We start from the raw sequence: 13,237 nt of genomic DNA on the forward strand, positions 1-13,237 counted from the left end.
AGCTTAGTAGCTCTCCAAAAACTTTACCAGCAGACGTACCGGCTCGCCAGTCGCACCTTTAGCCAGCTTATCACTGGGGATACTTTCCATTCGTGGTGCAATATCAATATGTGCCCATGGCACATTCTTAGGTGCAAAGAATGACAAAAACGTCGCACCTTCAATCGTGCCACCAAAACGGGAAAAGTTAGCAGCAATGTTACTTACATCTGCACGACTGCTTTTGATGTGCTGCTTGTACTCATCCCACAACGGTAGCGGCCAGACTAGATCTCCACTTTCCTCACCAAAATCACGCAACTTCCGCTCTAACTCCTCATCCTTGGTCATAATCGCACTAGCGTGTTGACCAAGTGCCACCAAAGCCGCGCCTGTTAAGGTCGCTACATCGAGGATAACTCGCGGATTGTAGCGCTCTGAGTACGTCAATCCATCCGCCAACACCATTCGCCCCTCCGCATCAGTGTGAAGGACTTCTATCGTCTTTCCGTTCATGGCGGTCACTATATCTCCGGCCCGCATCGCATCATCAGAGACTGAGTTTTCAGCCGCTGGTACAATCGCTACTATATTTTTCTTAAGGCCGAGTTTGGCAGCACAAGCGATTGCCGCCAACACAGTTGATCCACCGGTCATGTCCATATGCATATCATGCATCCCGCCTGATGGCTTTACATTAAGCCCACCAGTATCATAAGTGATCCCCTTACCCACCAAAACAGCCGGTTGTTTATCCTTTTCCACCTTCTTACCTGACACCTTACCAGCTCCCCAGTACTCAGCCACAATCAGCTTAGTTTCACTCTTTGTCCCTTGCCCTACCGCCAGTAGAGAACCCATCTTGAGCTTCTTAAGTTCTTTTTCTCCAAGTACCTTTACTATAAGCTTAGTACCTTTAGCCAGCTGCTTAGCTGCTTCACCTAAATGAGTCGGGGTCATGTCACAGGCTGGAGTATTAGTAATCTCGCGCGCCTTGTTTACATACTCACCCACTACTAAACCTCGTGCCAAACCAGTCTTAGCAGCAGTGGTATCAAGACCAGAGATAACTACTTCCTTCAATGCTCTTTTGCTTTTACTCTTAGTCTTATAGGTGTGAAATTCATAATCCGCCAACAAAATGTTTTCGGCCAGAGTTGACGCTAACCAATCATCCCCAAGTACTTGGAGCTCCGAAAACGATTTCAGTATAGAAAAGTCTATTGTTAAATATTCAACCTGATGAGACTTAGCCCCTCGAACAATAGACCGAACTAGTGTCCTGTAAGTACGTGGTGTTACCTTGCCAAATTTCCCTACTCCCATTCTATATTCAAGTATTCCACTAGAAGTCTCAACCAAACGCTGATAAGTGACTGATTCTTCAGTTAAAACTAGACATACATATTTTTCTGGTAATTCTTTTAAACCTTCTTTCGCAATGGTGACATTTAACATATGAATAACAGTATATTTTATTTATAGTATCAATTCAAATTATGCTAGTTTTTTACAATATGGGCACCTGTGCTGACTAAAATCAAGTAAAATAAAGAAAATAACGGAGGTATCACCTTAAAGAGTATCGGTGAGCGACAACAAAAAGGTCGTTCCTCGGTTATTTTCTAAAGAAATTAATTAGCACAGGTGCCTGTGAGATTAATTGACATCATGACAAGATAGTTTATTAACAGTTTTTATCATTTACTTATAAAATATACAGGTGTACTATTTATAAGGGTTAAGAACTAACAACTTACAGAACTCTCCTAAAATAACGATGAATGACGAGGCCCTTTATCAGCGCTGTCCAATAGCGCTGATTTTTTATTTTTGTGAAATTTGACATTTATTAAATATGTTTTATACACAGGTTTGTCTAGTGACAAATTAAACTAAACTGCTATACTCACCAGTGGCCCGCTCTTTTGTATTTTTTGTTTTTGAGCGCGCCTGATTTTAAATTTGTTAAATTTAAGGAGATTCTCAAATGGATCAAGCACAGCAAAGTACAGGACAACAAACCGGCCAAACACCAATCGTGAAAAAAGATGGTGACCAGGATCAAACGCAAATTGAGACAAGTGGTCGTGGTGAAGACAGCACAGGTTCTGTACGCAGCAAAAAGCTGCAGTAACCTCCGCCTTTGTTGAAAGGACGAACCCAAAAGACCCAGCAATACTTTATGTATTCGCTGGGCATTTTATTTATATTAGAAAACGCCGTCAGCTAGTCTAGACGGCGTTTTTATTTACATAAACATCCCTTACTATTTCTTCTTATCTACACTGATTCCTAGCTCTAGCAGTTGCTCTATCTCGAGTGACTTGGGTCCGTTCATTACAGCCGTTTGTCCTTTGCGGGTCATTGGAAAGGCTTGTACCTCACGCAGGGCTTCCTCACCGGTCAGGTTCATAACATTTCGTTCGACCCCAAGAGCGATTCCACCATGTGGCGGTGTACCATACTTAAAGGCTTCAAGCATGTGTCCAACCTTATCTTGCATTTCCTCTTCGCTGTTACCCATTATCTTGTAGACCGCCTCTAGTATCTCTGGCTTATGAGCCCTGATACTACCTCCGCCAGCTTCGTATCCGTTACACACCAAGTCGTACTGTGTGGTGAGTATCTTATCTATGTTTTCACCTTTAAGTAGCCACTCTAGATGCTCAGCTTTTGGCATCGAGAATGGGTTGTGTGAGAAGGTCCAAGTACCTTTGTCGGTCTTTTCAAAAAAAGGAAAATCAACCACCCAAGCATAAGCGAGAACACCGTTTTTCTTATCTTCTTCAGTTCTAAGATCAAACTTATCATCACCATATTTTTCTATCGAGTCAGCGTAGGTCACGACCGGGAAAGGCTTATGCTTTATGGTGTAGCCCATTGACTCCACTACAGAAGTAATCATGTCTTCGATTGTCCTCATCACATCATTTCGCTCTACAAACGACATCTCAACATCAATCTGAGTATGCTCATAGCCTCGGTCAGCTCGCAAATCTTCATCTCGAATCGCGCGCGCAATCTGCACATACCGCTCAAACCCGGCCGTCATCAACATTTGCTTATATTGTTGTGGTGACTGCGGTAGGGCGTAGAATTGCCCTGGATTATGACGACTTGGCACCACAAAGTCTCGCGATCCTTCCGGAGTTGACTCAGTCAATATCGGCGTTTCAATCTCCACAAAATCCTGATCCATAAGGAAGTTGCGACAGCGACGCACGAACTCGCTACGAATTCTGATATTCTTTTGCATACGCTCGGTACGCAAGTCTAGATAGCGATACTTCAATCGTACCTCTTCATCTTTATTAATAGAATCTTCACCCAGATCAAACGGTGGCGTATCAGACTCGGCCAAGACATCAATGCCAGTAATCTCAAGTTCAATGTCACCATTTTGTACCCCCTCTTTAACCATCTTTTCAGGCCGCTTATTTACTTTTCCAGTCACAGCTACCACATATTCTGACTTTAGTTCTTTAGCTATTTCTAGTACTTCTGGCTTACCAAAAACCACCCCTTGCACTTTGCCGCTACGATCACGAAAATCAAAGAAAGCCATCTTCCCTTGCAAGCGAGCCACATCAACCCACCCCTTAATCGTTACCTCTTTGTCTATATGTTCACTAAGTGAACCAATGAGAATTCTTTCCATAATAATTTACTTGAAGCTAGGAACAGAAAACCGCCCCTATTACTTATTATTTACAATTTATAAATAATATAGGGGCGGTTTCTTTAAACCGCGGTGCCACCCTATTTCCTAGTTATCACCTCTGACAACTAGGCACTTAAGTGATACGCGTGTCGAGCGTTAGACGGAGGGTTCTACTTGGAGTTTTAAGGAGCGCGCGAAGCGCGCTCCTTAAACCCCGTTCTTCCCTCACCTCAGCGGTAGTCAGCCGCTTCATTGGCTTATTCATAATATATAACAAATGATACCATTTTGCTACCTTTTTAATTGATAAAAGTTAGAGCCTGTGATTTTGTCACAGGCTCTAAAAAATTAGGCAGGTAAGGTCTCAACTTCCGCGTTTACCTTGGGAAATAGTTTCAACAGCCGCTCCAACACTCCAGATAGACTTGAAGGAATTTCGGTTTTTATGAACCAGGTAATTTTGACATTTTGACTCGGTAAAATTTCTTTTTGACTATCAATCGAGGCAAGAACACTCACCAAAAGAAGTAAGTTGATTGGAGCAACAGCATTATATGGCAGTTCAATAGGTTGACCACATATTTCTATAGGTAGTTTACTGAATTCTTCTACAATCTGATCTGGCACATTAATCCCCCCTACTTGATGCAAAATGTAATTAGACAAGGCTTTTAGGTCCTGAAATTCAGTTGCCACAGCCTCCACAGTTGACTCCACCTCTATGTTTGATTCATGACTAAAGTACCACAACATTACTTTCGGATTTTTTTTAACAAATTCTCTCAGTTTATTAAAATCAAAAGAACCTGTACATAGTAATATACTTTGACAATCAGTCATTTTGCCTCCCCATTCTATGTTTAATCGGAAAAAGAACAGATTTTAAAGTTTTGCTGATAAGTTTATACTGTATTTTAAAAAATAGTCAACCAAAAGCTGTTTGGTACCTGTGCTAATTAAAATCAAGTAATACAAAGGAGATAACGGAGATGCGACCTGTTTAGAGTTTTAATCCGATCACTTCCCGCACCCTATCCATAGTTTGTCCCGATATCTTTTGTGCTTTTTCTACTCCCTCGGCCAAAACATTTTTTACTTGTGCATCACTTATACCGTCTCTTTTTTCTCGCATTGGTGCAACCAGAGCCTCGATATCGGCAAATAATAATTCCTTCAAGACCTTGTACTTGCCTTTGTTTTCCTCATACAAAGCATCAAGATCAACTATGTCTTTACCAGTAGCTTCATGAACAACTTTGTGGATACTGTAGACATTTTCCGGACGATCACCAGTAGAATCTGTCACTATGCCCATCACCGCTTTTTTAATTTCTTCCGAAGAGCCAAATAACGGAATAGTGTTTTTATAACTCTTGCTCATCTTTTGTCCGTCCGTTCCCGGCACCACCCCCACCCCTTTCACAATCATTTCTTTTGGTTCTTTCAAGACGTCCCCGTAGGTGTTATTAAACTTAGTCACCGCCTCGCGAGTATACTCAATATGCTGTCTCTGATCTTCGCCCACCGGCACTAAATCGGTATCGTAAAGCACAATGTCTCCAGCCATCAGCATTGGATAAGTAAATAGTCCCGCATTTGCTTCAAGACCTTTAGCAACTTTATCTTTGTATGAATGAGCCTGCATCAAAAACGGCACTGTTACCATGCAGTTCAGTACCCAACCCATTTCCGTATGATCCGGATTGTCAGACTGTCTAAAAAGTGTAACTTTGTTCGGATCAACTCCCGCTGCCAGATAGTCACGAACAATTTGGTAAACGTTATCACGCAACGTCTTTGCATCCTTAACAGAGGTCAAAGCATGGTAATCAGCTACCATTAAGAAGACTTCATTATTTTCATCATTCGTTAGATCAACCAGTGGTTTCAAAGCCCCGAAGTAATTACCAATATGCAAAACTCCCGAAGGCTGGAGTCCAGTTAAAATACGCTTTTTTGCCATGATTAGATTATACTACCAGAAAAGCTCAGGTGCTCAAAACCAAAACATTTAAGAAGCGGCAACTCAAGCACAAACTTAGATCCTTTCCCTTCACCTTCTGAAGACGCTGTAATAGTACCACCCATTGCTTCAATGATCTTAAGAGCCATATAAAGACCCAGACCGGTCCCTTGAATATTTACCTTGTGCGCATTATCGGCTCGCTCAAATTTTTGGAAGATGGTATTTAAAGTTTTTTCACTCATACCAATACCAGTATCAATCACCTCTACGTAAATCCTTTTTTTAACTTGGTCATCACGCACCAAAACATTAACACTGCCTTTGGGGGTATACTTTAGTGAATTATTGATTAAGTTATGAATTGCCTGCACCACCTTTCCAACATCAGCGTTTACAATACCGCTCGTGGTCATATCTGTTTTAAACATGAGTAACAACCCACGTTTAATAGCTTCCTGGCGTGAGTCGTTGGCAATACGCTCCACCTCATTACGTAGATTAAAATCAACCTTCTCGTATTTCATATTGCCAGACTCAATCCTAGATACGTTTAAGTATTCCTCTATTGACTGCGTCATCAATCTGGCTGATTGGTAAATACGCTCAGTCGATTCTTTTGCCTTGGCTGGCAATTTACCAAAACCACCCTCACGAAGCATTGAAGCGTAGCCACTAATAACAGTGAGCGGACTGCGTAGCTGATGGGACGCAATTGAGACAAACTCAGACTTTTGCTTGTCCAGCTCACGCAAGCGGGTGTTGGCCTGCTTGAGCCGCTTGGCCAAACGTTCGATCTCTTGGCGCTGCCTAATCTCACGCCTTATCGATTTAATCAACGCATAACCGAAGATGAATAAGAAAAATAAAGTTACAGACACAATAACTTGAACAATTTCAATCTTCCTAATAAATAAAAGAGAGAAAACAAAAATCCAGAGCCCTATCACCAAAGCAACAGGGGCGGCCAAGTTTACATTAAAGGCTTTATATTTTACACTCGTAAAAGCAATCGAAAACATAAAGGCTACCATACCAAACAACCCATACATCTCTAACCTAGAATCTGGTAATATACCTAAATTAACCAAATATGTTATTAGAAAAACTATTGAAAAGAATAGAAATAAAAATAACTCTATACCAATTCCCACATATAGGATTTGCTTCTTCACATCTTCCTCCACCTCTCTCCTATACCCATTAACCATCAAAACAAGAACCCAGACCATGGCAAGAACCCCAAGTAAAGTGTAGTACACCTTATAAGCGATCCCTTCAAAAGCAAATGAATCGCAGTTTGTTAAATCAAAACCGCTAACACTTAAATCGGTAGGTGCAAACAAAAACAAAGGAAGGAGCAATAGAGTAAATGCAACTTTGTAGGAAAATGGAACGTCTTTTTTATTTAAAAATACGTAAACAAAATATATACAAAGAATAGATACCAAGCCAGCAAGTACACCAAACAAAGGCCAAATAAAAGCTATAATCTCAGCATTAATGATAGTCCACGCAATTAAACTTATAGTTATCCAGGCAGAAAAACAAAGTGAGATAAACAGTAATAGTTTATTCAAAAGTGAGTGTCTATCATTAAAATACACATACAAACCTATTGATAGAAAGAGTAAAATTGTTGGTATGTGCGAATAGTACAACAATAAAGGAACATCAGAAGAGAAGATTAGATAGGTCGGTTCTGGATATAAATAGCAGATCATAATAAATCAATAAATTAAAAAAACATCATTGCGTATAACATTCGTTACTCAAGTCATTCTTATCACAATAAGTGATTACACAGTCACTGCCTTCAATATCACACAAAATTGATGTATCACACATAGAAGCGTTCTCACCACAAACTTCAGACAAAACCCTGGCGTTACTTTCTACGTAATTGTAATAGTAATAGTATTCACAAAGATCGTCCTCACAGCCCACAAAACAGCTATTTATTTCAGGATTACAATCAGCTTCGTACAAAACTCGATAATCAAGAATTACAGCAAATCTATAATAAGATGCCCCAATAGCCAGGAGCAAAAAAATAAGTATTATGTAAAAAAAATAATTAGTTTTAAAGTGCATAATTGCTACACCCTATATTTCTCAGTATAGCAAGCTACTATACTAAAACACATAAAGTAATGCACAACACTAAAACAACAGCAATATGTATGTGCCTATACCAGTTATAAATATAGCCAGTAGTTTTTGAAAAATGTATTTAACATGAATATTTTCTACAGAGATTTTTCGGAAAAATATAGTCAGGATAATTCCTATTATTAAAACAAAAATTGACTGAAAAGACTGAGTTAACAATATTAAAGATATCGGAGCCAACATATAAGCAAACGCAAACACTGCATTACCAGACATATACAGAACTTCATTGAGAACGTTTAGAGAAATAATGGCTCTGGAATTTTGTTTAAAAGCGGTAATAAAATGCTTGCGATACTCCTTTATAAATATAAATATTCCTACACCTATTACTGTTAGCATTAAGTGCTCCCAAAACAAGGATTTAATAACATTCTCCTCCAATGCAACATACTTAAAGATAACAGAACCTAAAGCCCAGAAAAACGAGGCTGCTGTCATCAAAGCTATGGTTTTCTTTCTAAGTTTAAAATTATTTTCACTGTCTATCTCTATAGAGATAATAGAGGTACCAAAAATAATAATAGCCATTGCAAGCAGCTGCGTAGTAGTTAGCTGCTCTCCTAATACAAAATATCCAAGTATGTATCCAAAAACAGGAACTAGTTGGTAAAATACAATAGTTATCGACGCCTCATCGTCCTTTAGGGCCAAGAAGTAGAATAGTAAAACCAGTATGTTTAAAACACTAACCACCGAAAGTGCTACAGCACTCTTTAAATCCACAGAAAGAACAGTAGGGTCAAGTGTGAACAAGATCGGTAAAGCCAAAATCGATAACAGGGACGAAAAAAGCAGTAATGTTCCTACCCCGCTAACTTTGAAGTACTTCTCTAACAATATTTTATCAAGATGATTTGTTAGAGCATATAAAAAGGGGCCAATTAGGGCAATAAAAAACCAAGTCATAATTTATGTTTGCATTATTTTATACTTTTTTAAAAAATCAACTGGTCTATAACTGAGCTTATTTGATCTCAATCCTTTAACCCCAAGATCCTGTTCCCAATTCCAATAGACAACTGAATTTTTGTGCAGATATTCAGCAATCTTTTCATTCATAAACTCATAAATACCGCGGTAAGTTATATCAGCCTTAACAAAGTGGGATGTTGCATAACCAGCAACAAGAATTTCGTCTATGCTGAAGGCTCTAATTTTACCATCAAGAGTTAATGTAGAAATGACTATATTCTCATCTCTACGTAATGTATCCACAAGTCTTTTAAGTCCAATCTTCTCTTGTAATTTAGCATCGCTCTTACCATTGGAGATCTTATTTTTTTCCCAATCCTCTACTAACAACAAAAGGCGATTAACATCTCCTATATCATCATATCTAAAGACCTCAAAGACCGCATCTGGATTATTGTTTAAAAAAATTCTTGATAAATGCTTTTTTGTTTTATACTTGCGACCCTCTAGATACGATAACTCGGACACGTCAAAAATGTAATCGAAATTATCGATATCTTCTTCGATGAGAAACTCTGTGTCTACCGGCAACTGATCTACAACCTCTTGTGGAACTAAGCTCAGGGTTGACGATAACCCTTCGGCTTTAGCCCAATTTATTAACGCTACTATTGTATTCTCAGTACTATTAGTACCCAGAAAAGACAAAAAGGGGTAATTGGTCTCGTAATCAGTGAAATATACAACCAGGTTACCATTGAGAACAGACACCTGCCTTTCGTTATTAATACTCCATGACCACAAACTAGTGAAATTAAAATCTGAATAAGGTTTATACCTATTGGTGTACGAATCAATCTCTGGCTTATCACTCAATTCTATTTTTTTAAAATTCGGAAACTGTGGAATCATTTTTACTGGAATTAGTAAATATTGTTTACCGGGTACTTTGTTCCTCTTTTTTGTATAAAGAATTCATAATCTTTAATGCAAAAAGCGGTAACTAATTCCGAAATTAACTTATCTGAATCTAATTCATTCTGACAAGTGTACAAATCAATAGTAACAAAACCTCGATTAGGAAATGTATGGAAACTTAAATGACTTTCAGCTATTAAAACAAAGCCACTAAGACCTCCTGGATCTTTGCGGTTTTTCGGACCTACTTCCACTACCAATGGATTAGAAATCGCATGCATACCCATTGCTACAGGTATATTTTTAAGCATATCTAAAAGAGACTCCTTGTCTTTAAGTTTACTTAAATCAGCTCCATACCCGTCCAGCATGAGATGAATTCCAAATTGTTCAACATTAGTTTTATTTTCCATATGACACACGTATTGTAAGCCACTTTAGTGGTAACTGTTTCTTAATGATAAATATACTCCATAATTATCATTTTGTCAATACCAAATATTAGGCCTTACACAAAAGCCAAAATCAGAAGCGGGAGAACCATCCAGGCGAAGAAATATTCCTGTGGAGCAAACAGAGATTGGATTGGTGTACCCGGAGTCAAAAGCTCGGTCACTGGCAAAATATTAAAACTAAAAATCATTACCAAAACAGTGGCACTTAGCGCCAGCACTATCTTTTTAAAAAAACTCTCAAATTTACCCTCATCATATTCACGCGGCATCAGTCGTTTGAAAAGTAGCGTGGCAAAAATAGTAAGGACCACAAAAAACATGAGCTTCATGACGGCCACGACAATTGGTTTTTCAATATCTCCTAAGAGAACATCATAGTATGGAAATTGGATGGTCAGAAGCAGTGATAAATAAAGACCAGCAATAATATTGATAAGCATCTGCCGACCGGAGAAAACCGCTAACGCAAAAAATACAAAAAATACCACCAGCAAATAAGCTGACTCTGATAAAAAATGTAAAATAACAGTGGTGTCCATGCTCTAAGGGCGAGCACTTCGTGCTCGTCCTTACATTATATTCCCTCTCAACCACGCATTCTTCATTTTTTATCATTGGTTTGGGATAACTAAAAGGCTTTGTGGAGAAAGAAGAAAAATAATCTCCACAAAGCCTTTTGATATAATACGAGCCCATTCAGTAGAGCTCATTTATAAACACCCTTACGTTCTCAAACCTACGCTTGCCAAACTCATCGTATTTAAGGAATGCAACAACACGATGTAGCGGGTTTTGCTTATAGGTAATCTGTACCGCATAGACTACCTGTCCATCATGGAACTCAAATGCCATAGCATAAGTATCCCAATCGGGACCAAATACGTCCTGACGATAAACAAAAGTAAGCCAGTCGTTCAGAATAACATTCTTTGCTCTACCGTCATCATAGGCATAGTTTATCATGTCATTCCTAGCCCTGTCTGCCTGGTAATTATTACCAGGCACTGGGATTTTGAACTTCACCCCTGATAGTAAAGTGGTGACAGCAAAAATATTGCTATCATACAGAAAACTATTTTTAATATCTGTATTGTACCACTTCCCGTTGTGTACATGAGACAACCAATTCGGTGGTATCCAACCGGCGCTGATTGCTTGGGTCGGAGTTTTTCGCTCTCCACCCATCTCAAACCAGACAGTGGATAAAGGTGCATTACCCTTCATAACAAATTCTTGTTTGCTACCAGGAGTAGGTACCTCGACGATAAACGTCTTCCCACGATCATCTACCACCAAGAAAGGCGATAAATATCCTGCCACCATAGAAAGGTTCAGTGTTTGCTGGTTAGGATTTACTCCTACCGAAATATTAGAAGGCCCGTATTTTGTAGCGCTCCAATGAAACTTAGCTTCAGCAATTTCAGCAATTACTGTTCCAATCTCTATATCCTTAAAACTATACTGATAACCAACATAATCAGTTACCAGCGAGGTAATATTCAGATGGAATTGCAAGTCCAGGTAATCACCATCATGCGAAAGATACGGTATTCTATGCCTAGTAACAAACTCTCTTCCCAGTTCTTTGGGTGTACTTTGTCTATTAAAGTCATAATAGACAATCTGCCCATCCCCTGGCATGAGTAGTTGCACAAAGTAATATATACTATCTTCCTCTTCACACACGCTACGCAAATCTACACCTAACCGGTTCATATGTGTAACCGAGTTGTATTCCAGATGATACGTATGACCATCAAAGACCCAACCTTTTTTATCACAGGTTTGCCAGGGTTGGTTCAGATCAACTGGATATATCATATGACCAGTTAATCTAGCTTCCTTGGCCTGACCGGCAAAGCTGCTATTATTAAGAATAAGAAAAAGACAAAACAAAAAAAATAATAAGTATTTTTTCACTTTTTACCTCCTTTAAGGTAAATATTTATCAAAGAACCAAAATCCAACTACTACATTGGTGTTTTATTTATAACACTAATTTACAATAAAGGCAAGTCGGGTAAGAACCCCGATGTTGATTAAAAACAGAGACCCACAGAAAAATAATAAGCTTGAGTCTTTTTTTATATTAAACCCCTTCCCCTCGCAATTCTTCTACTAATTTTTCCGCTTTTCGGGATAGCTTTTTCGGCATCTCTATCTTTATGCGCACCATAAAGTCACCACGACCACGCTCAGTTGGCACCCCTTTATCTTTGATTCTAAGCAGCTCACCGTGAGTTATGCCGGCTGGCACCTTAAGATCCATAGTTCCATCGAGCGTAGTGACTTTATAGACTCCGCCTAAGAGCGCGTCAGTCAGCTTTATCGGCAAATCAGTAAGCAAAGTAGTTCCTTCACGCCTAATATTTTTATCGGCTTCTACATGTAGCTTTATGTACAGGTCACCTGGCTGGCCGTTTGGCATCGCCTCACCACGACCAGTCATCCGCACCACTTCGCCGTTTTCTATACCAGCTGGAATCTTGATCTCTACTTCCTCCTGAGCCCGAGTCACGCCAGCTCCGGCACAGTGAGGACACCGCTCTTTAGGTATTTCGCCACGACCGTGACAGACACTACATTCACGTACAGTGGTAAAGTTACCCATAATACTCTGCCTGGTTTCGCGAATCTTGCCGTGACCGCTACAGGTGGTGCAGGTAGTCATACCAGCACCTTTCTTGGCGCCATTTCCCCCACATTCGGTACAAAGCGAATTTTTAGTAATCAGCACTTTGCGAGTAGTACCAAAAACCGCTTCCTTGAAACTTAAGTTTATCTCAATTGACACATCACGTCCCCGAGCCTGATTGGCACGCCCGCCACCAAAACCAAAGTTCTCAAAAATATCACTGATATCGAACTCAAAACCTTGACCACCAGCAAAACCACCCTGACCGGGAAAATCCGCCCAGTTAAAACCACCTTGGCCTCCAGCCGCCCCATTAAAGGCATGTCCATAACTGTCATACTCAGCCTTCTTCTTCTCATCTCCCAAAACTGCGTACGCTTCAGTGATTTCTTTATACTTAGCCTCGTCACCAGTCTTTTTGTCTGGATGATACTGAGCTGCCAATTTTCTAAAGGCTTTTTTAACCTCATCTTTTGAAGCCCCTTTCTGCAACCCCAAGATTTGATAGTAATCTTTCATAAGCGTGACTTAAGCCT

At 39.6% G+C, this 13,237-nt stretch carries 12 protein-coding genes; 1 reads left to right on the forward strand and 11 read right to left on the reverse strand.

Annotation, left to right across the window (positions count from 1 at the left end; all coding sequences use genetic code 11):
- Positions 1–3 precede the first annotated feature (3 nt).
- Positions 4–1,437, reverse strand: a complete 1,434-nt coding sequence (locus H6779_00485) for a leucyl aminopeptidase family protein (GenBank protein USN87907.1) — start codon at positions 1,435–1,437, stop codon at positions 4–6.
- Between the two features lie 532 nt (positions 1,438–1,969).
- Here H6779_00485 and H6779_00490 point away from each other — a divergent pair.
- Positions 1,970–2,116, forward strand: coding sequence for a hypothetical protein (locus H6779_00490; GenBank protein ID USN87908.1), 147 nt, complete (start codon positions 1,970–1,972; stop codon positions 2,114–2,116).
- Between the two features lie 132 nt (positions 2,117–2,248).
- Here the strand turns inward: H6779_00490 and H6779_00495 are convergent, their stop codons facing one another.
- From H6779_00495 to dnaJ, 10 genes are all read right to left on the reverse strand, one after another.
- Entirely contained in the window at positions 2,249–3,640 is a 1,392-nt protein-coding gene (locus H6779_00495; GenBank protein USN87909.1) for an aspartate--tRNA ligase, read from the reverse strand.
- Between the two features lie 351 nt (positions 3,641–3,991).
- A complete protein-coding gene (locus H6779_00500) occupies positions 3,992–4,483 on the reverse strand; it encodes a hypothetical protein (protein ID USN87910.1) in 492 nt (163 codons plus the stop codon).
- Positions 4,484–4,643: 160 nt separating this feature from the next.
- Entirely contained in the window at positions 4,644–5,606 is a 963-nt protein-coding gene (trpS, locus tag H6779_00505) for a tryptophan--tRNA ligase (protein ID USN87911.1), read from the reverse strand.
- Positions 5,607–5,608: 2 nt separating this feature from the next.
- Positions 5,609–7,186: a HAMP domain-containing histidine kinase gene (locus H6779_00510; protein ID USN87912.1), complete on the reverse strand. Its 1,578-nt coding sequence runs from the start codon at positions 7,184–7,186 to the stop codon at positions 5,609–5,611.
- Positions 7,187–7,769: 583 nt separating this feature from the next.
- Positions 7,770–8,687: an EamA family transporter gene (locus H6779_00515; protein USN87913.1), complete on the reverse strand. Its 918-nt coding sequence runs from the start codon at positions 8,685–8,687 to the stop codon at positions 7,770–7,772.
- A 3-nt stretch (positions 8,688–8,690) separates the two neighbouring features.
- Entirely contained in the window at positions 8,691–9,569 is an 879-nt protein-coding gene (locus H6779_00520; protein ID USN87914.1) for a DUF2156 domain-containing protein, read from the reverse strand.
- Positions 9,570–9,616: 47 nt separating this feature from the next.
- Entirely contained in the window at positions 9,617–10,024 is a 408-nt protein-coding gene (locus H6779_00525) for an S-adenosylmethionine decarboxylase (GenBank protein ID USN87915.1), read from the reverse strand.
- Between the two features lie 95 nt (positions 10,025–10,119).
- Positions 10,120–10,605 carry a hypothetical protein gene (locus H6779_00530; GenBank protein ID USN87916.1) on the reverse strand — a complete coding sequence of 162 codons (486 nt, stop codon included), beginning with the start codon at positions 10,603–10,605 and terminating at the stop codon, positions 10,120–10,122.
- Between the two features lie 157 nt (positions 10,606–10,762).
- The gene (locus H6779_00535) at positions 10,763–11,962 is read right to left on the reverse strand and encodes a hypothetical protein (GenBank protein USN87917.1); all 1,200 of its coding nucleotides are present in this window, start codon (positions 11,960–11,962) and stop codon (positions 10,763–10,765) included.
- Positions 11,963–12,155: 193 nt separating this feature from the next.
- On the reverse strand, positions 12,156–13,220 hold the full coding sequence (gene dnaJ, locus H6779_00540; GenBank protein ID USN87918.1) for a molecular chaperone DnaJ: 1,065 nt from the start codon (positions 13,218–13,220) through the stop codon (positions 12,156–12,158).
- Between the last annotated feature and the right edge of the window lie 17 nt (positions 13,221–13,237).

The sequence above is a fragment of the Candidatus Nomurabacteria bacterium genome (assembly GCA_023898525.1).
GTDB lineage: Bacteria > Patescibacteriota > Minisyncoccia > Phycocordibacterales > UBA918 > OLB19.

Coding starts and splice junctions, on each gene's coding strand:
- H6779_00485 (USN87907.1), bottom strand. CDS start 1,437: ATGTTAAATGTCACCATTGCGAAAGAAGGTTTAAAAGAATTACCAGAA.
- dnaJ (USN87918.1), bottom strand. CDS start 13,220: ATGAAAGATTACTATCAAATCTTGGGGTTGCAGAAAGGGGCTTCAAAA.
- H6779_00500 (USN87910.1), bottom strand. CDS start 4,483: ATGACTGATTGTCAAAGTATATTACTATGTACAGGTTCTTTTGATTTT.
- H6779_00530 (USN87916.1), bottom strand. CDS start 10,605: ATGGACACCACTGTTATTTTACATTTTTTATCAGAGTCAGCTTATTTG.
- H6779_00525 (USN87915.1), bottom strand. CDS start 10,024: ATGGAAAATAAAACTAATGTTGAACAATTTGGAATTCATCTCATGCTG.
- H6779_00515 (USN87913.1), bottom strand. CDS start 8,687: ATGACTTGGTTTTTTATTGCCCTAATTGGCCCCTTTTTATATGCTCTA.
- H6779_00495 (USN87909.1), bottom strand. CDS start 3,640: ATGGAAAGAATTCTCATTGGTTCACTTAGTGAACATATAGACAAAGAG.
- H6779_00490 (USN87908.1), top strand. CDS start 1,970: ATGGATCAAGCACAGCAAAGTACAGGACAACAAACCGGCCAAACACCA.
- trpS (USN87911.1), bottom strand. CDS start 5,606: ATGGCAAAAAAGCGTATTTTAACTGGACTCCAGCCTTCGGGAGTTTTG.